26 protein-coding genes are annotated in these 24,531 nt (G+C 73.1%); 4 read left to right on the forward strand and 22 right to left on the reverse strand.

The window, feature by feature from the left end; all coding sequences use genetic code 11:
* The 3 genes from IBX62_02655 to mraZ form a co-directional block, all read right to left on the reverse strand.
* The coding region (locus IBX62_02655; protein MBE0475981.1) for a hypothetical protein at nt 1–384 on the reverse strand (384 nt) is incomplete at its 3' end.
* A 55-nt stretch (nt 385–439) separates the two neighbouring features.
* Nucleotides 440–1,420, reverse strand: a complete 981-nt coding sequence (gene rsmH, locus IBX62_02660; protein MBE0475982.1) for a 16S rRNA (cytosine(1402)-N(4))-methyltransferase RsmH — start codon at nt 1,418–1,420, stop codon at nt 440–442.
* Entirely contained in the window at nt 1,386–1,820 is a 435-nt protein-coding gene (mraZ, locus tag IBX62_02665) for a division/cell wall cluster transcriptional repressor MraZ (protein ID MBE0475983.1), read from the reverse strand. The genes rsmH and mraZ overlap by 35 nt, the downstream gene beginning before the upstream one ends.
* 363 nt (nt 1,821–2,183) lie before the next feature.
* Here mraZ and IBX62_02670 point away from each other — a divergent pair, with 363 nt between their 5' ends.
* Together IBX62_02670 and IBX62_02675 are read left to right on the forward strand one after the other, a co-directional pair.
* Complete coding sequence (locus tag IBX62_02670) at nt 2,184–2,324, forward strand: hypothetical protein (protein ID MBE0475984.1); 141 nt, start codon at nt 2,184–2,186, stop codon at nt 2,322–2,324.
* Nucleotides 2,325–2,427: 103 nt separating this feature from the next.
* A complete protein-coding gene (locus IBX62_02675) occupies nt 2,428–3,471 on the forward strand; it encodes a DUF4349 domain-containing protein (protein ID MBE0475985.1) in 1,044 nt (347 codons plus the stop codon).
* Here IBX62_02675 and IBX62_02680 read toward each other — a convergent pair.
* The 9 genes from IBX62_02680 to IBX62_02720 all read right to left on the reverse strand — a co-directional run bounded on the left by IBX62_02680 (nt 3,434) and on the right by IBX62_02720 (nt 12,116).
* Nucleotides 3,434–3,787 carry a hypothetical protein gene (locus IBX62_02680; protein ID MBE0475986.1) on the reverse strand — a complete coding sequence of 118 codons (354 nt, stop codon included), beginning with the start codon at nt 3,785–3,787 and terminating at the stop codon, nt 3,434–3,436. The genes IBX62_02675 and IBX62_02680 overlap by 38 nt on opposite strands.
* Nucleotides 3,784–4,689, reverse strand: coding sequence for a site-specific tyrosine recombinase XerD (gene xerD, locus IBX62_02685; GenBank protein MBE0475987.1), 906 nt, complete (start codon nt 4,687–4,689; stop codon nt 3,784–3,786). The genes IBX62_02680 and xerD overlap by 4 nt, the downstream gene beginning before the upstream one ends.
* Nucleotides 4,690–4,771: 82 nt before the next feature.
* A complete protein-coding gene (locus tag IBX62_02690; protein MBE0475988.1) occupies nt 4,772–5,434 on the reverse strand; it encodes a hypothetical protein in 663 nt (220 codons plus the stop codon).
* Nucleotides 5,435–5,470: 36 nt separating this feature from the next.
* On the reverse strand, nt 5,471–5,740 hold the full coding sequence (locus tag IBX62_02695) for a hypothetical protein (GenBank protein MBE0475989.1): 270 nt from the start codon (nt 5,738–5,740) through the stop codon (nt 5,471–5,473).
* 181 nt (nt 5,741–5,921) lie between these two features.
* Nucleotides 5,922–7,013: a DUF3866 family protein gene (locus IBX62_02700; GenBank protein MBE0475990.1), complete on the reverse strand. Its 1,092-nt coding sequence runs from the start codon at nt 7,011–7,013 to the stop codon at nt 5,922–5,924.
* A complete protein-coding gene (locus IBX62_02705; GenBank protein ID MBE0475991.1) occupies nt 7,010–8,152 on the reverse strand; it encodes a M20/M25/M40 family metallo-hydrolase in 1,143 nt (380 codons plus the stop codon). The genes IBX62_02700 and IBX62_02705 overlap by 4 nt, the downstream gene beginning before the upstream one ends.
* Before the next feature lie 3 nt (nt 8,153–8,155).
* Nucleotides 8,156–9,769 carry a CTP synthase gene (locus IBX62_02710; protein ID MBE0475992.1) on the reverse strand — a complete coding sequence of 538 codons (1,614 nt, stop codon included), beginning with the start codon at nt 9,767–9,769 and terminating at the stop codon, nt 8,156–8,158.
* A gap of 50 nt (nt 9,770–9,819) precedes the next feature.
* Entirely contained in the window at nt 9,820–10,845 is a 1,026-nt protein-coding gene (locus IBX62_02715; GenBank protein MBE0475993.1) for a hypothetical protein, read from the reverse strand.
* Nucleotides 10,842–12,116: a hypothetical protein gene (locus tag IBX62_02720; protein MBE0475994.1), complete on the reverse strand. Its 1,275-nt coding sequence runs from the start codon at nt 12,114–12,116 to the stop codon at nt 10,842–10,844. Before IBX62_02720 ends, IBX62_02715 begins: the two co-directional genes overlap by 4 nt.
* Nucleotides 12,117–12,336: 220 nt before the next feature.
* Between IBX62_02720 and murJ the strand changes: the two genes are divergently transcribed.
* Both murJ and IBX62_02730 read left to right on the forward strand, forming a co-directional pair.
* The gene (murJ, locus tag IBX62_02725) at nt 12,337–13,905 is read left to right on the forward strand and encodes a murein biosynthesis integral membrane protein MurJ (GenBank protein MBE0475995.1); all 1,569 of its coding nucleotides are present in this window, start codon (nt 12,337–12,339) and stop codon (nt 13,903–13,905) included.
* A complete protein-coding gene (locus IBX62_02730) occupies nt 13,895–14,608 on the forward strand; it encodes a glycosyltransferase (protein MBE0475996.1) in 714 nt (237 codons plus the stop codon). Before murJ ends, IBX62_02730 begins: the two co-directional genes overlap by 11 nt.
* 6 nt (nt 14,609–14,614) lie before the next feature.
* On the opposite strand, the gene IBX62_02735 is transcribed toward IBX62_02730, so the two are convergent.
* The 10 genes from IBX62_02735 to accC form a co-directional block, all read right to left on the reverse strand.
* Nucleotides 14,615–15,469, reverse strand: coding sequence for a copper transporter (locus IBX62_02735; GenBank protein MBE0475997.1), 855 nt, complete (start codon nt 15,467–15,469; stop codon nt 14,615–14,617).
* Between the two features lie 90 nt (nt 15,470–15,559).
* Complete coding sequence (locus IBX62_02740) at nt 15,560–16,681, reverse strand: hypothetical protein (protein MBE0475998.1); 1,122 nt, start codon at nt 16,679–16,681, stop codon at nt 15,560–15,562.
* Complete coding sequence (gene recN, locus IBX62_02745) at nt 16,681–18,345, reverse strand: DNA repair protein RecN (protein ID MBE0475999.1); 1,665 nt, start codon at nt 18,343–18,345, stop codon at nt 16,681–16,683. The genes IBX62_02740 and recN overlap by 1 nt, the downstream gene beginning before the upstream one ends.
* A gap of 1 nt (nt 18,346) precedes the next feature.
* The gene (locus tag IBX62_02750; GenBank protein ID MBE0476000.1) at nt 18,347–19,195 is read right to left on the reverse strand and encodes an NAD(+)/NADH kinase; all 849 of its coding nucleotides are present in this window, start codon (nt 19,193–19,195) and stop codon (nt 18,347–18,349) included.
* A gap of 1 nt (nt 19,196) precedes the next feature.
* Nucleotides 19,197–19,994, reverse strand: a complete 798-nt coding sequence (locus tag IBX62_02755) for a TlyA family RNA methyltransferase (protein MBE0476001.1) — start codon at nt 19,992–19,994, stop codon at nt 19,197–19,199.
* On the reverse strand, nt 19,957–21,897 hold the full coding sequence (locus IBX62_02760) for a 1-deoxy-D-xylulose-5-phosphate synthase (GenBank protein ID MBE0476002.1): 1,941 nt from the start codon (nt 21,895–21,897) through the stop codon (nt 19,957–19,959). The genes IBX62_02755 and IBX62_02760 overlap by 38 nt, the downstream gene beginning before the upstream one ends.
* A 129-nt stretch (nt 21,898–22,026) precedes the next feature.
* Nucleotides 22,027–22,350, reverse strand: a complete 324-nt coding sequence (gene xseB, locus IBX62_02765) for an exodeoxyribonuclease VII small subunit (GenBank protein MBE0476003.1) — start codon at nt 22,348–22,350, stop codon at nt 22,027–22,029.
* Nucleotides 22,347–22,784, reverse strand: coding sequence for a transcription antitermination factor NusB (gene nusB, locus IBX62_02770; protein ID MBE0476004.1), 438 nt, complete (start codon nt 22,782–22,784; stop codon nt 22,347–22,349). The genes xseB and nusB overlap by 4 nt, the downstream gene beginning before the upstream one ends.
* A 23-nt stretch (nt 22,785–22,807) precedes the next feature.
* Nucleotides 22,808–23,143 (reverse strand): Asp23/Gls24 family envelope stress response protein, encoded by a 336-nt coding sequence (locus IBX62_02775; protein MBE0476005.1) that lies wholly within the window; start codon nt 23,141–23,143, stop codon nt 22,808–22,810.
* Nucleotides 23,140–24,531 (reverse strand): acetyl-CoA carboxylase biotin carboxylase subunit, encoded by a 1,392-nt coding sequence (gene accC / locus IBX62_02780; GenBank protein ID MBE0476006.1) that lies wholly within the window; start codon nt 24,529–24,531, stop codon nt 23,140–23,142. Before accC ends, IBX62_02775 begins: the two co-directional genes overlap by 4 nt.

Raw genomic sequence — 24,531 nt, forward strand, 5'->3', positions numbered from 1 at the left:
GGCCGGCAGGTCGAGGTAGTCGACCCGGCGCGGCTCGACCATCTGCAGGCTCTCTCCCGCTATGTCACGGATGCGGGAGGGCGCCGCGAGGCTGCTCCTGGAGACCTCGAGGTCGCCCCCGGCGATCCGCTCGGCCTTGATGTCGTCGGTGATCGCGACGGAGACCAGCGAGGCCTCCGCTGCCCGCGTGGTCAGCACGAGCCGGCCGCACGCGACGGCGGCTAACGCCGCGAGCACGACGACATAGGTGCGGAAGCCCGAGCGCCACCTCGCTTCCTCGGCGCGCGCCGCCCCGCGGGCGCCACTCCCGCGGGGCGGCGGGACGAGGGCCAGCCGCGGCCTCGCCGGCTGCTCGGCGGGCGTCCTCCTCGCCGCCACGGCCATGGCTCTCGCCTCCCTCGCACCTGCCGCTCGCGCGCGTACGCGCGAGAAGCCTCGGCTACACCTTCTCGGCGACCCGCAGCTTCGCGCTGCGTGACCGCGGGTTGCGTGCTACCTCCTCGGCGGTGGGCACCACCGGCCGAGGCGTGACGATGCGGACCACCGGCACCTGCCCGCACCTGCACACCGGCAGGCCGGGCGGACACGTGCACCCCCGCGCCAGCGCCGCGAAGGCGCGCTTGACGATGCGATCCTCCAGCGAGTGGTAACTGATGACCGCCACCCGCCCTCCCGCCCGCAGCCAGCGCACGGCGGCCTCGAGTCCGCGCTCGAGCGCCTCGAGCTCGCGGTTGACCTCCATCCGCAGCGCCTGGAACGTCCGGCGCGCCGGGTGGGGTCCCGTCCTGCGCGCCGCCGCCGGGATCGCCTCCTTCGCGATGTCCGCGAGCTGTAGGGTGGTGAGGATGGGACGACGGCCCCGCGCTGCTACGATGTGTGCTGCGATGCGCGGGGCCCACCGTTCCTCGCCGAACTCGCGGATGATCCGCGCGAGTTCCTCCTGGGAGTAGGTGTTCACCACCTCCGCGGCGGTGATCCCCCCGCCGCCGGGGTCCATCCTCATGTCGAGCGGGGCGTCGTCGCGGTAGCTGAATCCCCTCTCCGCCGCGTCGAGTTGCGGGGACGAGACGCCGAGGTCCATCAGGATCCCGTCGGCGTACGCGATCCCCGCACGGGTGAGGAGCTCGTCGAGCTCCCCGAAGTCGCCCTGCAGGAGGATGGCTTGCTGGCCGAGGCGTAGTACGGATCGTGCTGCGTCTATTGCGGCTCGGTCTCTGTCGATCCCGACAAGGACTCCGCCGGGCTCGACAAGCTCCTGGATCCGCCTCGCGTGTCCTGCCCCGCCTAAGGTACAGTCGACGATCACGGAACCTGGCTGCAACGGTAGGTGCTGCGTGACCTCGGCCAGCAAAACTGGGGTGTGCCGGTATTCCATTGTCAACGCCTTACAGGAGTCCGGCCTCGGACAGCTCCTCGGCATCCTCCTCGATGTGCTCGGTCGTGTCGCCGTTGTAGGCCGCCCACTTCTCCGCGTCCCACAACTCGATGCGGTCCCCGTTCCCGGTGACCTGCACGTCCTTCGCGAGACCGGCGTACTCCCTCAGCACCGGCGGCAGCGTGATCCGCCCCGCCGAGTCGAGCTCCGTCTCCACCGCTCCGGAGGTGAAGAAGCGCCTCACCTTGCGGTACCGGGCGTTGAAGTCGTCCCGGCTCATCAGCCGCTCGACGAAGCCCGCGTACTCCTCGGCCGGATAGACGTAGAGGCAGCCCTCGAAGCCCTTGGAGATGACCAGCTTCCCCGTCGTCTCGGCGCGGAACTTCGCGGGCAGCGAGACGCGGCCCTTGGCGTCCAGCGTGTGCTGGTACTCGCCGAGGAACATCCTCTCGCTCCCTCCCTCTCGCTCCGCCGGGTACCGGTCCTGCGCCCCTTCGCGGGCCGACCTCGTCACACTGTATTCCACTTCATCCCACTTTTCAACACTTTCATGGGAATTCATCCCACACAGCCCCTCGCGGACCGTGCGCGGCATCCCCTCCGCGCGGCCACGAACCCGCCGGGCGCTCCGAGCGTCTGAAGGGACGCAGGCAGGAATCGGAGCGTTGACAGCGGAATAAGGAGGCCGAGGACCGCCGGCGGGGGCGCGTCCTCGCGGTCTCGGCGGCGCGCCGCCGTTGCCCGCAGCTCGTGTCCCGACGTACAATCGAGATCGAGCCGGATGGGCCGATGGAGGTGAACGACCCCGATGACCACGAACATCGCGAGCCCGCTCTTCAACACGCTCGTCGCGGCCTTCTTCGTCGTCGTCGCCTTGGGCGTGGCTCTCGCCGCGTATGCCGCGAGCCAGCTCAAGAAGGCCGAGCAGGACAAGAGGGATCTCGGCTGACGGCGCGCCGCTGGATGCGCGACGGACGCCCCTTGCCTCGCTGAGGCGGGGGCGTCTTTCGTTCGGGTGAGGCCCGGTGTGGGCCGCGGCGAGGAGGCGCGCGATGCGACGGAAGGCGAATACGGGACGGACATGGGGGTTCCCGGCGGCGCTGCTGCTGGGAGCGCTGCTCCTCGCCGCGGCCGGGTGCACGGCCCTCAACGAGGAGTTCCGGCTGATCGGCGGCGGAGGCGAGGACTCGACCGACTCGTCGCCGGAGCCCGCCCCGGCACCCGCCGAGGGCCCGTTCGGCATGGCGGGCGACCCGGCCTACCCCGACGACGGCAGGGCCCGGCATCCGGTGGAGGACCCCTCGGCTGGAGGCTCGACACAGGAGGGTCCGCTCGCGGGCGAGAAGGACGCCGGCTCCGATGGGCAGGCGGCCGCGACATCGGCCGACCGGATGATCGTGCGCACCAAGAGCATGCTCGTGCGCGTCGAGGACGTCGAGGAGGCGGTCTCCTCCATCCGGGCGCTGGCCGGCAAGCACGAGGCGTTCATCGAGGCGCTGCGGCTCGCCGACGAGCCGGACGTCCCGGTCTACCGCGAGGACTCCTCGGAGCGCCGGCCGCTTTCCGCCTACGTCACGGTCCGCGTACCCGTCGCCCGCTTCGAGCGCTTCGTGGAGGAGGCCTCCGGGATCGGTCGCGTGCTGCGCCAGTCCGAGGACGCGTCCGACGTGACCCAGCAGCACGTCGACCTCAAGGCCCGCTTGCAGAACCTGCGCGCCGAGGAGAAGCGGCTGCGCGAGATGTTCGAGAAGGCGGAGAAGGTCGACGAGATGCTCGCCGTAGAGCGCGAGCTCGCCCGCGTGCGCGGCGAGGCCGAGGCGATGCAGGCCCGGATCGACCACCTCGAGCGCCAGGCCGCGTTGTCCGCCGTCACCGTCGAGCTCGTCGGACCGGAGCGCATCGTCCAGCCCGCGGGGACCGACTGGGGCGTCGCGGACGCGTTCCGCCAGGGCGTGCGCGCTTTCGTCGGCTCGTTCAACGCGATGGTCGTGCTCGTGATGGGCTCCGCGATCCCGGTCGCCGCGATCGTCGTGCTCGGACTGGTCGCGCGCCGGCTCCTCAGGCGCCGCCGCGCGGCGGCCGCAGCCGGCGAATGAGCGCCGCGGCCCCCTGCAGCAGCAGATGCGCCGCGAGCATCGCCGCGAAGGCCAGGGCCGGGAGCGCCACGAGGTCGACCCAGGCGTCCAGGGCGCTCGCACCCGGCGCTCCCGCCCCTCCGACCGCGGTCAGGTAGGCGCCGGCGGCGACGCCCAGCGCCGCGCCGACCGCCCAAGGCACGGCCCGGGCGAGCGCGCGCAGCGCCCCGCGATGACGCCCCTCGGGCGGCTCGGCGCCCGTCGCGACACGGGTGCGGTCGCCGCCGTCCCCGCCTCCGGACCCCACCGGCTTCGCCTCCGTCTCGAGCACGCTCATCTCAGCCTCGCCCTCGGATGGGTGGACAGGTACTCCTCGCGCACATGCCGGCGGTCCACGTGGGTGTAGACCTGCGTCGTGGCGATGTCGGCGTGCCCCAGCATCTCCTGCAGCGACCGCAGGTCCGCGCCACCTTCCAGCATGTGCGTGGCGAACGAGTGGCGCAACGTGTGCGGGTGGAGCTCGAGCCCGACGACGCCGCCGTACCGGCGCACCATGCCGAAGACCGACTGCCGTGTCAGCCTCCTCCCCCTCCTGCTGAGGAAGAGCGCGGAGGGGTCCTGGCGCATCGAGGTCTTCGCCGGCCGCAGGTGCGGGCGGCCCAGCCGCAAGTACTCCTCCACCGCGAGCGCCGCCGCGCCGCCGATCGGGACGACGCGCTCCTTGGAACCCTTGCCCAGCACGCGAAGGAAGCCCTCGCGCAGGTCGACATCGCCCACGTCCAGCCCCACCAGCTCGCTGACCCGAAGGCCGCAGCCGTACAGCACCTCGAGGATCGTGCGGTCCCGCAGTCCCGCCGCGTCGGCGGGGAAGGGCTGGGAGAGGAGTCTCTCGGCGTCCTCGACGCTCACCACGTCGGGCAGCCGCAGCGGGGTCCTCGGCAGGGGCAGCGACGCGGAAGGGTGGTTGTCCGTGATCCCCTCGCGCACCAGATACTTGTGGAAGCTCTTCAGCGACGCCACCCGCCGCGCCACCGTGGAAGGCGCCAGCGCGCGGGCCTGGAGCGAGGCGATGAAGGCCGTGAGGTCCTCGCGCCGGATCGCGTCGGGGGAGCTGACGCCCCGCTCCTCAAGGAACGCCGCGTACGCCCCGAGGTCGCGCCGGTACGCGTCCAGCGTGTGCCGGGACGCGCCGCGCTCCACCCCGAGATGACCGAGGAACTCATCCACCAGACGCTCCATGCGACCGATTATACGGCGGCCGCGCGGATCCCGGTCCCTCCGGACCGGCTCCTCCCTCCGGGGGGCCGACGCCCCGGAGCCGCTACTCACCCCCGGGTTCCGACCCCTCGCCGACGGGGGGCTCGGGCTCGCGCGGCTCCTCGGCATCCTCCTCGCGCGGCTTCGCTCGCCGGCCGCCCTCGCCCTCCCGCCGCTCGCGGAAGCCGCCGTGATCGGGACCGAACGGGGAGCCGGTGACGCTGTACCCCTGCGCCTGCGGCTCGGCGTCGTCTCCGGACACCTCCATGACGTGCTCGGCCTCCTCCTCCGAGAAGCCCTCCAGATGCACGCTGGTCTCCCGGTCCTCGTCGATGAGCGGCTGCTGCATCTGCCACAGGTCCGTCTCCTCGTCGCCCGTGGCGAGCGGCTCGAGCGGCGGCTTGTACCCCGGCCTGTCATCCCCGAGCGACAAAGGGATGTCGTCGACGGTCCCGGGCGCGTTGCGCGCCGTCGACGGTATCTCGTCCGAGAGGTCGCCGGGCTCCGGCCGCTCCTCCAGCGGTGGGACCTCCCCTACGGGGACCCTCCCGGTCATCGGAGTGGTGGCGTCGCCGCCCGCCTCGCGCTGCGCCCGCCGGTACTCGGGATCGGCCGCGAGGTCCTCGTCGATCCACTCCCGCCGCTCCTCCTCCGGCGTGGTCACCCGCCCTTCGCGCTCCTCGGGTTCCCCGGGACCGGGCGCGCGGGTCTCGTTCTCTCGATCCATCACGACCTCCGAATCGGGGGCGGACGTCCCGCCTGCTCAGTGCACGAACGTCGCGTCGGTTCCCGTGCGGGTCTCCGGCGGGGTCCCCACCCCGGCGACGTGTGGCGCTTCGATGAGGCGGTACCTGCGGCCCGACGCCGGCTCCTCCGGAAGGTCGGGGTAGAGGCTCCTCACCGCGTTCCAGACCCTCAGGTACATCCCCGACGCCCCGCAGTAGGGGCAGGACGGCAATCCGTACTCGTCCTCGGCGAGCTCCTCCTCCGAGAACGCATGCGTGCAGAAGCTGCACCATCGATAGCGAGCCATTCTGATCCCCCCGCACGTCCGCGGCCGGTGGCGGCGCCGCCTCGACTAGTCGTGGATACCCACGTGACGCGCGGCTCTGACGGGTTCAGCAGAGCTTTCCCGGAGCTTCCTTCGGGCGAGACCGGGCGGGGCGGGCTCGCACTCGGTCCGAGAGACGACGCCGTCGACCCGGAGGGACGGCTCAGTCCGCCGCCAGCCGCGCGGCGACCTCCCCGGCGGCGGCCGCGGCGGCGAAGAAGGCCGGGTCCTCGGCGACCGGACGGCCCATCGTACGCACCTCCACACCCCGCGTGTCCGGCAGGTCCTCGGGCGTGACGCCGGCCCGCTCGAGCCGGTGCCGCACCCACACCCCCGCGTCCTCGAGGACCCGCTCCACCTCGGCCGCGGCCGCCGCCGGCAGCGTGGGCAGCGCGACGCGCGCCGGAGCGAGGGCCACCGTGGACAGCGCGGTGAGGGTGTGGTGGCTGACGGGGCGGTGACGAGGGCGTTCGTCGGCGAACGAGAGGCGCAACGCCGCGACCGGCTCTCCACCGAGGCAGGCGGCGGCGTTCACCGCCTCGCCCTGGGCCACGCCGCCGTGCCCGAGCGGTGTGGCGGTGCCCGCGACGCCCGGGCCTATCGCGACGACGGCCACATCCGCCCCGGCGGCGTGCCGCGCAGCGAGCAGCCCGCTGTGGAGGTTCACGGCCTCCAGCTCCCCGCCGAACGCCTGCCCGCATGTGACGATGGCATCGACCAGGCCGGCCGCACGGCAGGCTCGGACGAGGTCGGACAGCGCGATGGGAAGGGCCGCCTGGTCCGTCATGACGTAGGCCACGCGCGAGGACCCCAGCGCCCGTTTGACGGCAGCGGCGGCGTGCGGGAGCTGGCTGTGCAGCCCGCAGCACACCACGGGCATGCCCTCCAGCGAGCGGGCCGAGCGCATGACGTCGTGGTGGGGGCTCTCCTCCTCCTCCACGGCGAGCACGTCGATCTGGAGAGGGGTGTAGCGCAGCTTCATCACGTGGCCGCCGGAGGGCGAGTCGAGCGACTCCCTCCCGTGCCCCCCGACCCGCGCGACGATGAAGTGCAGAGCGCCGGTGCCCAGTCCCAGATCCACGCCGGTCGTGTTCACCACGACCCGCTCGTCGACCCGGCACCGTCCCGTGAGGGCGACGTAGCACACGGCGGGCTCCGGCAGGGTCTCCCCTCCGTCGAGCGCGACCCGCACGTACTGGATGCCCTCGGGCTCCGAGACGACACCGGTGACGACGCCGCTCACCAGCCGCATCAGGGACCTCCGGCCGCCTCGGCGACCACCGCCTCCAGCAGAACGGCCAGTCTGCCCAGGTCGCCGATCCGCAGCGTCTCCCCGGTGGAGTGCACGCCGCTCATCCCGCAGGCGAGCACGATCGTCGGGACGCCCACCGAGGAGAAGATGTTGCCGTCGCTGCCCCCGCCGGTCGCGATCGCCCGCGGCTCCAGACCCGAACGGCGGCAGGCGCGCCGGACGAGCCGCAGGCGGGGGTCGTCCTCGGCGAACGTCACCCCCTCGTACTCGAGGCGCCAGGAGACCTCCACGCCGCCCCCCGCCTCCGACGCGGCCTCGCGGAGCGCGCGGTCCATCGCCTCGCGGACCCGCTCCACGCGGTCGCGGTCGCGGGAGCGGCATTCCCCCGTCAGGGTGACCTCGGCGGGCACGACGTTCGTGGCGCTTCCGCCGACCACCGTGCCCACGTTCGCCGTCGTCTCGGCGTCCAGGCGGCCCAGCGGCATCGCGCACACCGCGCGGGAGGCCATGGCGATCGCCGAGACGCCCGCCTCCGGGGCCACTCCCGCATGGGAGGAACGCCCGCGGAAGGCGGCCGAGAAGGTGTAGTGCGTCGGAGAGCTCACCACGATCTCCCCCGGGGAGCCGTCGGCGTCCAGGACGAGGCAGACGTCGCCCGCGAGCAGCGCCGCGTCGAGCGCCTTGGCGCCCACCAGCCCCATCTCCTCGGCCACCGTGAGCACGACGCGGATCCCGGCATGCGGCCGCCGGTCCGCCGTGATGCGCCTGACCAGCTCGATGATCGCCGCGATCCCGGCCTTGTCGTCGGCGCCGAGCACGGTCTCCCCCGCCGAGGTCACGAACCCGTCGGCGACGACGGGCTCGACGCCCTCGCACGGCTGCACGCAGTCCATGTGCGCGGACAGCACGAGCGCGACGCCGGCCGCCGTGCCGGGCAGGGTCGCGACGAGGTTGCCGGTGTCCGAGCCGGTCATCCGCGCGCTGTCGTCGCGCGTCACGGCCATCCCCGCCGCCGCGAGGGCGTCCTCGCAGTAGTCGGCGACAGCGCTCTCGCGCCCTGAGGGGCTGTCGATCCTCACCAGCTCGAGGAACGTGCGCAACAGCCGGTCCTCGGCGGTCTCCTCGGCCCGCCGCGCAGCCACGCGCTACTCCCGGCTCTCGCTCTTGCGCGCGACGGCCGCCCCGATGAAGTCGCGGAACAGCGGCGCGGGGCGCGTGGGGCGGCTCTTGAACTCGGGGTGGCCCTGGAAGCCGAGGAACCACGGGTGCTCCGCAAGCTCCACCATCTCGACGAGGCGGTCGTCGGGCGAGGTCCCCGAGATCACGAGCCCGGCCTCGGCCAGCCGCTCGCGGTACGCGTTGTTCACCTCGTACCGGTGCCTGTGACGCTCGTAGATCAGGTCCTCTCCGTAGGCCTCGCGGCCCTTGGTCCCCGGCCGGAGCTTGCAGGGGTAGGTCCCCAGCCGCATCGTGCCGCCCATATCGGCGAGCTCGTGCTGGTCGTGCATGAGGTCGATCGTCGGGCTGGGGGTGACGGGGTCGAACTCGGTGGAGTTCGCCCCCTCCAACCCCGCGACGTGCCGCGCGAACTCGCAGACCGCCACCTGCATCCCGAGGCAGATGCCGAGGTACGGCACCCCGTTCTCGCGAGCGAACTTGGCCGCGCGGATCTTGCCCTCGATGCCCCGGATCCCGAAGCCGCCCGGCACGAGGATGCCGTGCATCTTGGTCAGGATCTGGTCGACCTCCTCGGGCGTGAGGCTCTCGGCGTCCACCCAGTGCACCTTGACCTTGTGGTCGTGGTGGATCCCGGCGTGGTCGAGCGCCTCGCACACGGACAGGTACGCGTCCGGGAGCTGCACGTACTTGCCCACGAGCCCGATCTCGACCGTGTCGGGCAGGGACATGCCGTGGCGAACGAACCGCTCCCACTCGGACAGGTCCACGCCGTCGTGGGGCAGTCCGAGGCGTTCCATCACCATCTCGTCGAGGCCCTGCTGGTTGAGCGTGAGCGGCACCTCGTAGATGGAGCGCGCGTCCGGGGCGGAGATGACCGCGCGCGGGTCGACGTCGCAGAACAGCGCGATCTTACGCCGGATCGACGCGTCGATCGGCCGGTCGGAGCGGCACACGATGAAGTCGGGCTGGATGCCGATCGAGCGCAGCTCCTGGACGGAGTGCTGCGTTGGCTTCGTCTTGAGCTCCTGGCTCGCGGCGATCCACGGCACCAGCGTCACGTGGATGTAGCACACGTTCTCGCGGCCGAGGTCGCGCCGGAGCTGGCGGATCGCCTCCAGGAACGGCAGCGACTCGATGTCGCCGACCGTCCCGCCCACCTCGGTGATGATCACGTCCGGGTCGCCCTCTTCGGCGAGGCGCTTGACGCGCTCCTTGATCTCGTTCGTGACGTGCGGGATCACCTGCACGGTCGCGCCGAGGAAGTCGCCCCGGCGCTCGCGCGTGACGATCGTCTGGTAGATGGAGCCGGCCGTGACGTTGGAGTCACGGGAGAGCGACTCGTCGATGAAGCGCTCGTAGTGACCGAGGTCGAGGTCCGTCTCGCCACCGTCGTCGGTGACGAAGACCTCCCCGTGCTGGAACGGGCTCATGGTGCCCGGGTCGACGTTGAGGTACGGGTCGAGCTTCTGGATCCTCACCTTCAGACCGCGGGACTTCAGCAGGCGCCCGAGCGAGGCGGCGGTGATGCCCTTTCCCAGCGAGCTTACGACGCCCCCGGTCACGAAGATGTGTCTCGTCATACGTCCCGATGCCTCCGATCGCCTGCCTGCGGTCCGGGCATATGATACCGCTACGCGCCCGCGTCGGGGGGCCGATCGGGACGCGTCCCCGAAGGCGCCGCCCCCGGCCCTGCGATCCCCGGCCTGCCCAGGCCGTCCAGAGCGCGCAGCAGCCGGTTGCGCTCGATGAGCGCCGAGAACGACACGCGCTCCGAGAGCAGGTTGAGCCCCAGCAGCACCGCGGCCCAGACGGCGAGCCACGGCATCGGCAGCCCGAGCGCGGCCGCGTAGCCGGCCAGCGCTCCCGCTGCGTTGGCCCCCGCGTCGCCGAGCATGCCGCGCTCGCCGGCGTCGTAGCGCCACACGGCGAGAGCGGGACCCGCGAGGAGGACGGCCGCGACGGCTCCCCGGCCCAGGCCGCCGGCCGGCAGGCTCCGTCCTCCCGAGACGAGCGCGCCGGCCAGACCGGCCGCCGGCAGCCCGACGAGCAGGTAGCCCTTGAGCGCGCGCGCCGGACGCAGGTCGAGCAGGTTCACCAGGTTCGCGGACAGCGCGATCACCGCGGCCGCCGTCAGCCAGGCGACCAGTCTGCCCGCGGAGGGCGGAGCGGCGTCCCCGGCCGCCCGGGACCCGACTGCCCTGACGGCGTAGATCGCGGACAGCGACGCGAGACCGACGAGTTTGAGCGTCCCGGTCGTCACCCTCCCCCGGCCGAGCTCGCGGAGGTGACCCCGCAGGCCCTTGGACCGGGAGTCGCCGAACGCGTCGTCGAGCAGTCCGAACGCGAAAGCGCCCGCGACCAGCCCGAGAGGCACGATGGCGCTCGAGAACCCCCCGAAGGCCGAGAGGTGGCTGCCTGCCCGACGAAGTCCGGCCCAGGTCAGCAGGGATCCGACCGCCTCCGTCTCGGCCAGCGCCAACGCCGCGAGCAGCCACGCGGCGCCCAGGCCGAGCGGGACCTCCCGTCCCCTGTGGTTCCGCACCCGCGCCCGCCGCTCGAGACCGGGCAGCGCCCACCGGACCACGACGGCGGGCACGACCCAGGCCGCGAAGGCGGCAAGGCCGAGGAGACCGGCCACGAGCGGCGCGCCGCTCACTCGCCCACCCCCTCGACTCCCTCTCCGCGGCCGCCGCTCCCCTCGCCCGCGGCGGTCCTCGCCGGCGCCTCGGCCCCGGGGCATGCCGCCGGCATCGCCGCGGCGTAGGCCAGCACGCCGCCGGCGTAGAGCAGCACCAGCGCGGGGATGGCGACGCCCGAGTCCTCCGTCACCATCCCGAGCGCCGAGCCGACGAGCGCCCCGACCAGCGAGGCGCGCAGGACCGGCCTCGGCGCGAGCAGCCCCGCCAGACGCGGCGAGGGACGCCGCAGCGCGTAGGCGAACCAGCCCATCGCCGCCAGCACGACCAGGGAGCCGGGGGTCGCCGTCAGCACCCGCAGGTTGATCGCGACCTTGGCGGCGATCATCGGCAGCAGCGCCGAGACCCCGCCGTCGCCGAACGCGCGCAGCGACCGGGCCAGGTGCGTGCCGCCATCGGCGCGGGCCAGGTCGAGCGCCGCGAGCGCGACGACCGTGAGCGCGGCGACCGCCGAGGCGGCGGCCGCCTCCCTCCAGCCGATCGCACGCCCCCTCGCGAGCAGGGCCGCCACGGCGAACCCCGCCGTCGCCCACAGCGCCACGGTGACGTTCGCACCCAGGCCGGGAGCCGCCGACGTGAGCACGACCGACGCGCCGACGAGCGGCAGCGCGAGGCGGACGAGCACGTCCCTGCGCGCGCCGGGGGGCGCGCCGTCGCAGCACAGCCCCGCGCCGAGCAGCCCCGAACCGAAGAGCACCGCCGCCCCCTCGTTGCCGAGCCCGTAGAAACGCACCCCGTCAAGCGGCGAGTAGCTGAGCACGCTCAACGGGGCGACCGGGCCGCCGAGCCACTGGTCCGCGAGCATCGCGGCAGCGGTGCCGAGGAGCAGCGCCGTCAGCGCCCTCCTCGGCCCGCGGAGTACGGCCAGCGCGGCCGAGGCGGCCAAGAGCACGGCCCAGGCGCCCGCCAGCGCGAGGAGGAAGAGTCCGACCGTACCCGGTCGCGGCACGAGCAGGAACATCGTCACCGAGGCGGCGGGGAACGCGAGGACCGCGAGCAACGCGAGCCGCCAGGCGGCCGGGCGGCGGATGCGGCCACCAAGGCCGGCCGCCAGGCCGGAGATCACGACGACGGCCGCCACCAGCGCGAAGGCGGCCAGCACCTCCACCCGCAGCCGGTAGACGACGGCGAGGACCGGCTCGAGGTCGGCCAGACGCGCCTGGAGCAGCGGCGGGACCTCCTCGCCGGTGAAGTCCAGGGGCGGCGGCGATGTGGCGAACGGCAGGATCACGGGTCCCTCCGGCAGAGGTGCCCGGCGCCCGAAACGGCCCGGCATCCGCGCAGAGTATAGCCCAGCCGCGCCGGCCGCTCGGGGGCGCGGCGACCCCGGCGGCAGGGTGGCGGGCCTGTCGGCGAGGCGGGCGCTCCTCGGCTACAATCGGTTCGGCTCCTCACCCCGACCAGGGAGGCCCCTGCTGGCAGCACCCTCCATCGCGCGCTCGACCGCGTCCATGTCGGTCTCCACGACGGTCTCACGGGTCACCGGCTTCGTGCGCGCGTGGGCGATCGCGTACGCGCTCGGCGTGACGCTGCTGGCGTCCTCGTACAGCGTCGCCAACAACATCCCCAACATGATCTTCGAGCTGGTGGCCGGGGGCGTGCTCTCCTCGGTGTTCATCCCGGTCTTCATCGAGCGTCAGCAGCGCGAGAGCGACGAGGACGCATGGCGCTTCGCGTCCTCGGTGCTCAACGTGACGGTGCTCGCACTCGGAGCGGTGGCGCTCGTGGGCACGGTGTGGGCCGAGCCGTTCGTGCGTACGCAGACGTTCCGCATCGCCCCGGAGGAGGCGCGCCTGGCCACGTTCCTCTTCCGCTTCTTCGCGATCCAGATCGTCTTCTACGGCGCGATGGCGGTCTTCACCGGCGTGCTCAACTCCTACCGCCGCTTCCTCGCGCCAGCCGTCGCGCCGATCTTCAACAACGTCGTGGTGATCGTTACGCTCCTCGCCGTGTACGTGCCCCTCAGCCGCGCGGACTCCCCACTGGCGATCCCGGCGCTGGCGATCGGGACGACGCTGGGCGTCATCGTCATGGCGGCGGTGCAGGTGCCGAGCATGCGCAGGACCGGCATCCGCTGGATGCCGAGGATCGACCTGCACCACCCCGGGGTCCGCAAGATGGTACGGATGATGGGACCGACGGTGGGCTACGTGGTGATAAACCTCGTCGCGATCTCGTTCCGCAACGCGTACGCGTTCGAGACCGGCAGCGGCGGCCCCGCCGCGCTGCTCTACGCGTGGATGTTCTACCAGCTCCCCTACGGCATCTTCGCGGTGGCGCTCGCGACCGCGGTCTTCCCCGAGCTCTCGGCCAGCGCGGACCGGAAGGACTGGGCGTCGTTCAAGGCGACCTTCGCCAAGGGGCTGCGCGCGACCGGCGCGCTGGTCATCCCGATGGCCGCGATGCTCATCGCGCTCGCCAACCCGCTGATCACGCTGTACCGCGCGGGCCGCTTCGGCGAGGGGGACGTCCCCCTGGTCGCCGCGGTGCTGTCCTGGTGGGCAGCGGGGCTCTTCTTCTTCGCCGCGTTCATGTTCGTGCTCAAGACCTTCTACTCGACGCAGGACACCAAGACGCCGATGGTCACGAACGCGGTGCTGCTTCCGGCGCACATCGGCATGTACGCCGTGCTGACCTCGGGCGCGGCGGGCTGGCCGGGGCTCGGCCTCGTGGGCATCCCGATCTCCGACGCGGTCTTCTACGGCGCCCACGTCGTGGTCCTCGCACTCATCCTGCGCAGGCGCATCGGCGGCTTCGACACGCGGGGGATCGCGTCGAGCGTGGCCAGGATGCTGCTCGCCTCGCTCGCCGGCGGCCTGGTCGCGCTGGCGGCCGTGCGCGCGACCGGCTCGCCCAGGGGCTTCGCGCTCCTTGGCCAGATCGCGCTGGCGGGCGGGCTGGGCCTCGGCGTCTCGTACGGGGGCGCGACGCTCATGCGCGTTCCCGAGGTCGCTGCCGGCCACCGCCTGGCCGGACGCTTCGCGCGCCGCATCCTGGGGAGGACACCCCGTGACGTCTGAGGACCGCGGACCTCGCGTGGTGGCGGTCATCCCGGCCCGGGACGAGGCCCCGCGCATCGCGGCCACGGTGGCCGCCGCCGGCGCCGTAACCGGCGTCGCACGGGTGATCGTGGTGGACGACGGGTCGACGGACGGGACGGCCGACGCCGCGGCGGGAGCAGGAGCCGAGGTCGTGCGCCTCGAGCGCAACGCCGGCAAGGGGGGTGCGGTGGCTGCCGGGCTGGCGGCCGCCGGCGCCGGAGAGGAAGGCGGCCCGGACGCGGTGCTGCTGCTCGACGGCGACCTGGGCGGGTCGGCCGCGCATGCGGCGCTTCTCCTGGAGCCCGTGCTCGCGGGCCGCGCCGACATGGCCGTGGCGGTGCTGCCGAGACCTCCCCGCAGCGGCGGGTTCGGGCTCGTTGTGCGGCTGGCGCGATGGGGCATCCGTCGCCTCACCGGCTGGGAGCCGCGCGCCCCGCTCTCCGGCCAGCGCGCGCTCGACTCGGCCGCGCTGCAGGCGGCCGGGCCGCCCGCGCCCGGCTTCGGGCTCGAGGTGGCGACGACCGTGCGCGTGCTGCGCGCCGGACTCCGGGTGAGGGAGATCGACGTGGACATGTCGCATGCCGCGACGGGACGAGACCTCGCCGGCTTCCTGCACCGCGGGCGCCAGTTCGCCGACGTGCTCCGCGCGCTCGCGATGCTCGCGGCGGAACGCCGGGGGTGAGACGCGCTACTCGGCCAACTTCGGGAACGCCGCGTCCGACCCGGACCGCACGCCGAAGTAGCCCTCGGCCCTCCCCGAGAGCACCCACACGAGCGACACCGCGCCCTCCGGCGTGTCAGCGTGGTCGACGGCCGGCAGCCCCTCGGCCACCGCGGCCCGCACACACCCCGTGTCCGCTCCCGTGACCTCCACCGCCGCCACGGGCACGCCGCCGGCGGCCATCCGGGCGAGCAACGCTTCGGCCACCGCGTCGGCCCGCTGCTCGCCGTCTTCGGTCTGCCAGGAGGCGGCCGCCACGACGGCGGCGGGAGGACCCTCGGGCAGCTCGTCGCCGTCGAAGACGCCGGCCAGCCGCAGCTTCTCCGTGACCGGCCGAGGAGCATCGGCCAGCCACTCGGCCGCGAGCGCGTCGGCGAGCGCGCCCGCGCGCGCGGCGGCGTCGCCCTCCGGCAGGCCCGGCAGGGCCGAGGCGAGGCCGGTCTCGTCCAGGCCGAACCCCTCGAAGCGCAACCGCACCGTCACCGGCTCGCCCCCGGCGGCGCGGACAGCGTCACGTACCGGCCGGGACACGTCCCGGCGGGAGGGGTCCACGAGGATCACGACGCTCCGGCCGGCCAGGCGGCCGGCGAGCAGACCGGGCAGCAGCTCCTCGGCGAAGCGCTCGTGACGCTCCGCCCTCCCGCTCAGCTCGCGGTTCTCCGCCGAGAGCCGCTCGAAGTCGTCGCGCAGGCTCTTGACGATCGAGTCGCGCTGCCGGTCCAGGGTGCCGCGCTCCACCACGACCCCGCCGAGCAGCAACCCGACGGCGAGCGCCAGGAAGACGGCGACGAGCGACGCGATGTGGTACCTGAGGTTGAACACGGCGGCCTTCCCATCCCGCGACCGGCATCCAGTCTACACCGCCGGCCCGCCGCCCCGCTGCGCGCGGCTCCCCGCGAGCCGCCCGTCCCCCTACAGCCCCGCCCATGCCCGCACGCGCAGGAGCACGAGGGCGAGGAACGTCCTCGCGTACGGCGAGATCATCACGAGGGCGCTGACCGCCGCGAGCGCCGCGGCGACCAGCAGCAGCAGGTGCGACGGGCCGACGGTGGTGCGGTACAGCTTGTTCACTCCCTTGGCGTCCACGAGCTTCGGCCCCACCTTCAACCTGGTGAGGAAGCTCGAGGCCATGCCCTTTCGCCCTTTGTCGAGGTATTCGAGCAGGTTGTCGTGCATGCCCACGGCCACGATCAGGTCGGCGCCCGACTCGTAGGCCAGCAGCAGCGCGAGGTCCTCGCTGGTGGCGCCGAGGGGCCAGACGACGTGCTCGATCCCCAGCCGTTCGAGCCGCTCCTGTGCGGGGCAGCGGCCGTCGGGGTAGGCGTGCACGACCAGCTCCGCGCCGCAGCGCAGCGCCTCGTCGGAGACCGAGTCCATGTCGCCGAGGATGATCCTGGGCGTGAGGCCCGCCTCGAGCAGCGCGTCCGCGCCGCCGTCCACGCCTACGAGCACGGGCCTCATCTCGCGGACGTAGGGCTTCAGCGCGCGCATGTCCTCGCGGTAGTCGTACCCTCGCACGACGACCATCACGTGCCGGTCCTTCAGCGCGGTGCGGATGGCAGGAATGCCGGTACCGTCTGTGAGCAGGGCCTTCTCCTTGGCGAGGAACTCGAGCGTGTTCCGCGCGAACTCGTCGAGCCGCTCTCCCATGCCCGCCTTGGCGCGCTCCATCGCTTCCTCGATGACCGCGACGGTGAGCCGCGTGCCCCGGGCCACCTCGGCACCGTCGAGGTAGACGCACTCGCCCTGGACCTCGACCGTGTCCCCCTCCCGCACCGCCTCGAAGACCTCCCGCCCGACCTCATCGATGAGCACTACCCCTCCGCGGGCGAGGATGAGCGGCCCGAGGTTGGGGTAGAGCCCCGAGATCGACTGGGCGGCGTTGACGACGACCTCCACCCCGGTCTCGAGCAGCGACTCGGCGCTGACGCGGTCCATGTCCTCGTGGTCCACGATCGCGATGTCGGCGCGGCCGAGGCGCTTCACGAGGTCCTTCGTCCTGCGGTCGAGCCGCGCGGTGCCGCTATGGCGCATCACGCACCACCCGCGGCGGCCTGGATGCCCCGGCCGGGGCCGGGGGGCCCGACGCCCTCGAGGAGCTCGCGCGCATGCGCCAGGGAGGCGTCGGAGTCCGAGCCCGAGAGCATCCGGGCGAGCTCCTCCACGCGCTCCTCGCCCAGGACGGGCCGCACCACCGTGACGACCTGCCCGCCGGCCACGCTCTTCTCGACCACGACGTGGGCATCCGCGTAGACTGCCACCTGTGCGAGGTGCGTCACCACCAGCACCTGCCGCGAGCGGGCCAGCTCGGCGAGCCGGCGCCCGAGGGACGAGGCCGTCGCGCCCCCCACGCCGGCGTCGACCTCGTCGAAGACCATCACCGGAACGTCGTCCGCCGCGCCCAGCACGCCCTTCAGCGCGAGCATCACGCGCGAGAGCTCCCCTCCCGACGCGATGCGGGCCAGGGGGCGCGGCTGCTGTCCGGGACCGGGCGAGTAGGTGAACTCGACGCGCTGCGGCCCCTCCCGGGTCCACGACCCGAACGGGAGGTCCTCCAGGGCCACGTCGAACGACGCGTGCGTCATGGCGAGGTCGCCGGCGGCCTCCGCGAGGAGCTCGGTGAAGCGCCCGGACGAGGCCCCGCGCAGCGCGGCCAGGCGCTCGCCCGCGGCGCGCAGGCCCTCCTCGGCGGCGCGCAGGCCCTCCTCGGCGGCACGCAGGCCCTCCTCGGCGGACTCGAGACCGGAGATCTCCGCCTCGGCCTCGGCGCGCGTGCGCAGGACGTCGGCCAGCGTCGGACCGTACTTCTTCTTGAGGAGCTGCAGCGTGGCCAGCCGCGACTCCGCCTCGTCGAGCTCGCGCGGGTCGTGTGCCACCGCCTCTGCGCGCGAACGCAGCTGCCACGCGGCTTCCTCGAGAGAGGCCGCGGCGCCCTCGAGCTCCTCGGCGAGCGCATCGAGGGCCGGGTCGATGCCGCCCACTCCGGCGAGCACCCGGCGGGCCGCCGCGAGGCTGTCGACGGCGCCCCCGTCCTCCCGCAGCGCCCGGTACGCGGAGGCGGCGGCGGAGGTGAGCCGCTCGCCGTGGCGCAGCGCCGGCAGGGTCGCCTCGATGGCGGCGTCCTCTCCCTCGCCCGGCGCTGCCGCTGCTATCTCGGTGACCTGGAAGCGCAGGTAGTCGAGTCGCCGCTCCCGGTCGGCCAGGCTCGCCCGCAGCGCTTCGAGACCGTCGGCCGCCTCCGCGCGGGCGTCGAACGCGTCACGGTACGCGCGAAGGGCCGACGCCGCCTCGTCGCCGACGAACCGGTCCAGGTAGGCCGCGTGCCGCGCCGCGGAGAGCAGCGCCTGGTGCTCGTGCTGCCCGTGCAGGTCCACGAGCGGGCCCAACGCCTCGGCGAGCGCGCCGACGGTGGCCATCTCACCGTCCAGCGCGCAGCGCGAGCGCCCGTCGGCGCTCAGCCGCCGCCGCGCGAGCCTCTCCTCGCCGCCGCGGCACCAGCGCCCCTCCACGAGCGCCTCGGCCGCGCCCTGGCGCACGAGGGTGGAGTCCGCCCGCTCTCCCAGCAGCAGCTTCAGCGCGCCGACGAGCACCGTCTTGCCCGCTCCGGTCTCGCCGGTGAGCACCGTCATGCCCGGCCCCAGCTCGATCCAGGCCTCCTCGATCAGCGCGAGGTCGCGAACGTGGAGCTCTTGGAGCACGCTACCCCCCGAGGAACTCGTCGCGCAGCACGTCGTAGAAGCCGCGCCCGTCGTGCTTCACCAGGGCTACGTCCCTCTCGCCGCGCCAGACCGCGACGCGCTCCAGCGCCTGCCGGCACGGCATCGCCTCCCCGTCGACGCTCACGCACGCGTTCGCCCGCAGCGGATTGGGGAACGCGATCTCGACCCGGTCGCTCGGGCCGATGACCAGCGGGCGGGAGCGCAGCGTGTGCGCCGCGACGGGCACGACCACCGTCCCGCCGACGTCGGGCGCGAGAACGGGACCGCCGGCCGAGAGCGCGTAGGCCGTGGAACCGGTGGGCGTCGCGACGACCACGCCGTCGGCCAGGAAGCGCACCAGCGGCGACCCGTTCACCGACACTGCCACGTCGACCACCCTGCCCGTCGGTCCTCGGCCGACGAAGACCTCGTTCAGAGCGCGGAAGCGGCCCATCGTCCTGCCCGCCATGGAGACCTCGGCCTGGAGCGTGGCGCGACGCTCGACACGCACGTCGCCGGCGAGCGCGTCGGTGATCGCCTCGCGCATGCTCGCTGCGTCGGCGCCGGACATGAAGCCCAGCCGCCCGAGGTTCACGCCGAGGACCGGCGTGTCGGCCGACTCGCTCAGGTGCACCGCCTTCAGGATCGTCCCGTCCCCTCCCAGCGCCACGGCCAGGGCGGGGACGCCGATCCCGGTGCGCGGCACGCCGTGCTCGGGCAGCCCCACCGCCTCGGCGTCCTCCGAGACGAGCACCGACTCCCAGCCGCCTGAGACCAGCCACACGGCCAGCTCTCGCACGGCCTGGACGGACCTGGGGTTGCCCGTGTTGGGCACGAGCAGGACGCGCAACCTAACGACCCCCTAGCGCGGCGTGCGCCGCTTCGACGACGCGCGCCACGTCCACAGCGGCGGGACGACCGCCGCGACCGAGGCGCACCCAGAACTCGATATTACCTTCCGGCCCGGTGATGGGCGAGAACGTCAGGCCCCGGACCTCGAAGCCCTGCTCTCGCGCGTCGGACAGCACGCGTTCGAGCACCTCGAGGTGTACCGCCGCCTCCCGCACCACGCCCTTCTTACCGACACGGCCCTTACCCGCTTCGAACTGAGGCTTCACCAGGGCGAGGGCCTCGCCCTCGGCGGAGAGCAGCGCGGCGACGGCCGGCAGCACCTTCCCCAGTCCGATGAAGCTCACGTCGACCACGGCCAGGTCGAACGGCGCCCCGATCGCGTCGGGGTCCGCATCGCGGATGTTCGTGCGCTCGAAGACCCTGACCCGGGGGTCGTTGCGCAGGGACCACGCGAACTGGCCGTAGCCCACGTCCACGGCGGCGACGGCCGCGGCGCCGCGCTGCAGCACGCAGTCGGTGAAGCCACCGGTGGATGCCCCCACGTCGATCACGTGCTTGCCGGCCGCCTCGACCCCGAACGCCTCCAGCGCGGCCGCGAGCTTCACGCCGCCGCGGGAGACGTAGCGGGGGGCTTCGGCGACCTCCAGGTCGGCGTCCTCTTCGATCAGCTGGCCCGGCTTTACGACCCGCTCGCCGCCGGAGCGCACCTCGCCGGCCAGGATCGCGGCCCGGGCCTGCTCGCGGGAGGCGAACATCCCCCTAGAGGTCAGGACGACGTCGGCCCTCGCGCGCGCCATGCCGCTCCTCCTCGGCGGGACGCTCCGCCTCGCCGGAGAGGTCCCGCAGCCTGCCGAGGACGGCCGCACGGACGTCCTCGGGCGTCAGACCCACGTCGGCGAAGAGGCGCTGGGTCGCCCCGTGGGTGACGAAGCAGTCCGGGATCGAGAGGCGCAGCACCGGCACCTCGAGGTCGAGGTCGGCCAGCGCTTCGAGGACGGCTCCGCCGAACCCGCCCATCCCGGTGTTCTCCTCCACGGTCACGAGCAGGGGGTGGCGTGCCGCCGCGGCGGAGACGGTCTCGAGGTCGAGCGGCTTGACCCATCGGGCGTTCACGACGCTGACCTTCACGCCGTCGGCGGCGAGCAGATCGGCGGCCTCCTCGGCGATGCCCACCATGCGCCCGACCGCCAGTATCGCGGCGTCGGACCCGCTGCGGCGCCACTCGGCCTTGCCCGCGTCCAGCACGACCGGCTCGCCGGGCGCGCCCGTGCCGGTGCCCTTGCCGCGAGGGTAGCGGATCGCCACGGGACCGTCCGCGGCATACAGGGCCGTGTGGAGCATGTCGCCCAGCTCGGCCTCGTCGGCCGGCGCCATCACCATCATGTTCGGGATGGAACGCAGGTACGTGAGGTCGAAGACACCGTGGTGCGTCGCCCCGTCCTCGCCGACGAGACCGGCGCGGTCCAGGCAGAACACCACGTGCAGGTCCTGCAGCGCCGTGTCCATGAGGAGCTGGTCGTAGGCGCGCTGCATGAACGTCGAGTAGATCGCGACGACCGGCAGCATCCCGCCCGCCGCGAGGCCGGCGGCCAGCCCGACGGCGTGCTGCTCGGCGATCCCGACGTCGTAGAAGCGCTCGGGGAACTCCTCGGCGAACGCCGCCAGCCCGGTGCCCGCCGGCATCGCGGCGGTGATGGCCACGATGCGGGGGTCGCGACGGGCCTGCTGCACGAGCGCGTGTCCGAACGCCTCGGTGTAGGTGAGCGGGCCGCCCGTGCCGCCGTTGACCTTGCCCGAGGCGATCTCGAACGGGCTGACGCCGTGGAAGGACTCGGCGTCCGCCTCCGCGTGCGGGTAGCCGGCGCCCTTCCTGGTCACGGCGTGGATGATGACGGGGCCTTCGTAGGCCTTCGCCCACGTCACCGCGTTCTGCACCATCAGCGGGTCGTGGCCGTCGATGGGTCCCACGTACTTCAGCCCGAGCTCCTCGAAGAGCATGCCGGGCACGAGCAGTTGCTTGACGCTGCCCTTGGCCGCCTCTCCCGCGGCGACCATGGCCGCGCCCAGCCGCGTTCGCGCCAGAGCGGTCTCCACGTCGTCGCGCAGACGGTAGTAACGCGGGTCGAGGCGCGCGCGCGCGAGGTACGCGGAGAGAGCGCCTACGTTCTGTGAGATCGACATCTCGTTGTCGTTGAGCACGACCACGATCCGCGTGCCGAGGTGCCCGATGTGGTTGAGCGCCTCGAAGGCCATGCCGCCGGTCATGGAGCCGTCGCCGATGACGGCGGCGACGGTCTCGTCGCGGCCGAGCGCGTCTCGCGCCTGCGCGAGTCCCAGGGCCAGCGAGAGCGAGTTCGACGCGTGCCCCGTGTCGAAGACGTCGTACGGGCTCTCGGCGCGCTTGGGGAAGCCGCACACGCCGCCGTACTGGCGCAGGGTGGCGAACCTGTCCCGCCGGCCGGTGAGCAGCTTGTGCACGTAGCTCTGGTGGCCGACGTCCCACACGACCTTGTCGCGCGGGGTGTCCAGAGCCCGCAGCAGCCCGATCGTGAGCTCGACGACCCCGAGGTTGGGTGCCAGGTGCCCTCCCGTGCGCGACACGGTGGTGATCAGCGTCTCGCGGATCTCCTCGGCCAGACGCGCGAGCTGCCGCGCGTCCAGGGGCTTGAGGTCCTCGGGAGAGGCGATCGTATCGAGTATGGGATCGGGCACGTCGTTCTCCCGCTCGTCAAGTCGGCATCGGGGTCCGTTCCCCGCCGCGACGGATACCCAAGCATACTTCGGGCCGAGACGGGGCCACAAGGCGGCCGCGGCGTCGTGTCCGTCGCGTCACCCGCGCGTGGGGTCCCCGTCGGCGTCCTCGGTCCCGACGGTCCCGTCCTCGGCTTCCGCCACCGCGTCGTCCGACACGGCGCGGTCGCCGTCCGCCCCGGCGTCGGGGCTACCGCCCCCCCCGGCCGCGTCGTCGCGCTCCTCGATCACGCTGCGCCACTCGGTGTGGTCGGAGAGCTCCGTGCAGACGTTCGCCAGCCGCACGCCCTCTTCGAGCAGGTCGAGCGAGCGCTCCAGCGAGGTGTCCTTCTTGCGCACCTGGGCGACGATCTCCTCGAGCCGCACCCGGGCCTGGGCGAAGGTGTAGCACTCGTCGGTCATCCGCCCTCTTCCGTCCCTTCCCCGCGACTCTCCGTGGCGAACGTCTCGGCCAGCCGGCCCAGGACGCCGTTGACGAACTTGGAGGAATCGTTCCCGCCGAAGACCTTGGCCAGCTCCACGGCCTCGTTGATCGCCACGGAGGGCGGCACGTCCTCGCCGAAGAGTATCTCATAGGCCGCGAGCCGCAGGATGTTGCGGTCCACGAGCGGCATGCGCGCCACCGACCAGTTCTCCGAGATCGTCTCGAGGCGGTCGTCGAGGTCCGCGAGGTGGGCCTCGACGCCCAGCGTGAGCGCGCGCGCATACTCGACGGGCTCCCCCTCCTCCGTGGAGTACGAGCGCTCGGAGAGGATCCTGGCCGTGCGCTCGCCCGTCACCTCCCGCTGGTAGAGGATGTGCAGCGCTTGCCTGCGCGCCTTGCTGCGTTCGAGCATTCCCCGCCCTCGCCGTGCGCCGGCTACTCTTCGAACACGACGCCGTCGACGAAGACGTCCACGGCGGAGACGGGCTTGCCCACCTGGCTCAGCAGCGCCTCCGCGACCGCGCGCTGGACGTCGGCGGCCACGGCGTGCAAGGGCTCGCCGTAGCGGACCTGCAGGTGGACCACGGCCTTGAGCGAGCCGTCGTCCTGCGTGACGTCGACCGCCCCGCCCTTGGCCTTGCCGACCAGGCCGGCGAGGCCGGCTCCCCCGAGGCACGCCACGCCCGGGACGGACTGGGCCGCCAGCGAGACGATGGTCTCGAGAACGCCGGGAGCCACTCCCAGGTCGTCTATCCGGATCTCCTCGGTCATCCCTGCGCTCCATCCCCGTCCTCGCGGAGCGCGCGCTCGATCTCGCGTGCCTCGACGAAGTCAGTATAGACCTCGCCGGCCCGGAAATCCGCGTCCTCCACCACCCGCTGATGGAACGCGACCGTGGTCGGCACGCCGACGACGATGAACTCGTCCAGCGCCCGCCGTCCCCGGTCGATGGCCTCGCCGCGCGTCTCGCCCCACACGATCAGCTTCGCGAGCAGCGAGTCGTAGTGCGGGGGGATGACGTAGCCGGAGTACGCGTGGCTGTCCACGCGCACGCCGAAGCCGCCCGGCGGGTTGAAGACGTCCACGCGGCCGGGGTGGGGACGGAAGTTGTGGCGCGGGTCCTCGGCGTTGATGCGGAACTCGATGGCATGCCCTCGCATGACCACCTGGTCCTGGCTGCTGTGCTTCATGGACTCGCCCGCGGCGATCCGGATCTGCTCCTTGATGATGTCGACGCCGGTGATCTGCTCGGTGACGGGGTGCTCGACCTGCACCCGCGTGTTCATCTCCATGAAGTAGAAGCTGCCGTCGGTGTCGAGCAGGAACTCCACGGTGCCCGCGTTCACGTAGCCCACCGCCCGCACGGCCTTCAGGGCCGCCTCGCCCATCGCGGAACGCAGTCCGGGCGTCAGCGCGGGACTCGGCGCCTCCTCCACGAGCTTCTGGTGGCGCCGCTGGATGGAGCAGTCGCGCTCGAAGAGGTGCACCGCGTTGCCGTGCGTGTCCGCGAGCACCTGCAGCTCTATGTGCCTGGGACGAGTCAGGTACTTCTCGATGTAGACGGCGTCGTTGCCGAAGGACGCCGCCGCCTCGGCCTTGGCGGCCGCCAGGTTCGCGACGATCTCGCCAGCGTCGCGGGCGACCCGCATGCCCCGCCCCCCGCCGCCGGCGGAGGCCTTGATGAGCACCGGGAACCCGACCTTCTCCGCGGACGCGAGGGCCTCCGCCTCGCTCTCGACGGGGCCGTCGCTGCCGGGCACGCAGGGCACGCCGGCGGCCATCATGGTAGCGCGCGCGACGGCCTTGTCCCCCATCCCCTCGATCGCCTCGGGGGAGGGCCCGATGAAGACCAGGCCCGAGTCCGCGCAGGCGCGCGCGAACGCCGCGTTCTCGGCGAGGAACCCGTAGCCGGGATGCACGGCCTCGGCGCCGGTGAGCAGCGCCGCCGAGATGATGTTGGGCATCGAGAGGTAGCTGAGAGAGGAGGTCGCGGGACCGATGCAGACCGCCTCGTCGGCCACGCGCGCGTGCAGGCTGTCGCGATCGGCGTCGGAGTAGACCGCCACGCAGGCCACGCCCATCTCCTTGCACGACCGGATGACACGCAGCGCGACCTCACCGCGGTTCGCGACGAGGACCTTGGCGAACGGAGCGGCCAT

This window comes from Coriobacteriia bacterium (assembly GCA_014859305.1).
Taxonomy (GTDB): Bacteria; Actinomycetota; Coriobacteriia; order Anaerosomatales; family Kmv31; genus Kmv31.

Excerpts from the sequence above, each read along its gene's own strand:
- rsmH (MBE0475982.1), bottom strand. The coding sequence starts at position 1,420 with ATGCCGAGGAGCTGTCCGAGGCCGGACTCCTGTAAGGCGTTGACAATG.
- mraZ (MBE0475983.1), bottom strand. The coding sequence starts at position 1,820 with ATGTTCCTCGGCGAGTACCAGCACACGCTGGACGCCAAGGGCCGCGTC.
- IBX62_02670 (MBE0475984.1), top strand. The coding sequence starts at position 2,184 with ATGACCACGAACATCGCGAGCCCGCTCTTCAACACGCTCGTCGCGGCC.
- IBX62_02675 (MBE0475985.1), top strand. The coding sequence starts at position 2,428 with ATGCGACGGAAGGCGAATACGGGACGGACATGGGGGTTCCCGGCGGCG.
- IBX62_02680 (MBE0475986.1), bottom strand. The coding sequence starts at position 3,787 with ATGAGCGTGCTCGAGACGGAGGCGAAGCCGGTGGGGTCCGGAGGCGGG.
- xerD (MBE0475987.1), bottom strand. The coding sequence starts at position 4,689 with ATGGAGCGTCTGGTGGATGAGTTCCTCGGTCATCTCGGGGTGGAGCGC.
- IBX62_02690 (MBE0475988.1), bottom strand. The coding sequence starts at position 5,434 with ATGGATCGAGAGAACGAGACCCGCGCGCCCGGTCCCGGGGAACCCGAG.
- IBX62_02695 (MBE0475989.1), bottom strand. The coding sequence starts at position 5,740 with ATGGCTCGCTATCGATGGTGCAGCTTCTGCACGCATGCGTTCTCGGAG.
- IBX62_02710 (MBE0475992.1), bottom strand. The coding sequence starts at position 9,769 with ATGACGAGACACATCTTCGTGACCGGGGGCGTCGTAAGCTCGCTGGGA.
- murJ (MBE0475995.1), top strand. The coding sequence starts at position 12,337 with ATGTCGGTCTCCACGACGGTCTCACGGGTCACCGGCTTCGTGCGCGCG.
- IBX62_02740 (MBE0475998.1), bottom strand. The coding sequence starts at position 16,681 with ATGCGCCATAGCGGCACCGCGCGGCTCGACCGCAGGACGAAGGACCTC.
- IBX62_02755 (MBE0476001.1), bottom strand. The coding sequence starts at position 19,994 with ATGGCGCGCGCGAGGGCCGACGTCGTCCTGACCTCTAGGGGGATGTTC.
- xseB (MBE0476003.1), bottom strand. The coding sequence starts at position 22,350 with ATGACCGACGAGTGCTACACCTTCGCCCAGGCCCGGGTGCGGCTCGAG.
- nusB (MBE0476004.1), bottom strand. The coding sequence starts at position 22,784 with ATGCTCGAACGCAGCAAGGCGCGCAGGCAAGCGCTGCACATCCTCTAC.
- IBX62_02775 (MBE0476005.1), bottom strand. The coding sequence starts at position 23,143 with ATGACCGAGGAGATCCGGATAGACGACCTGGGAGTGGCTCCCGGCGTT.
- accC (MBE0476006.1), bottom strand. The coding sequence starts at position 24,531 with ATGGCCGCTCCGTTCGCCAAGGTCCTCGTCGCGAACCGCGGTGAGGTC.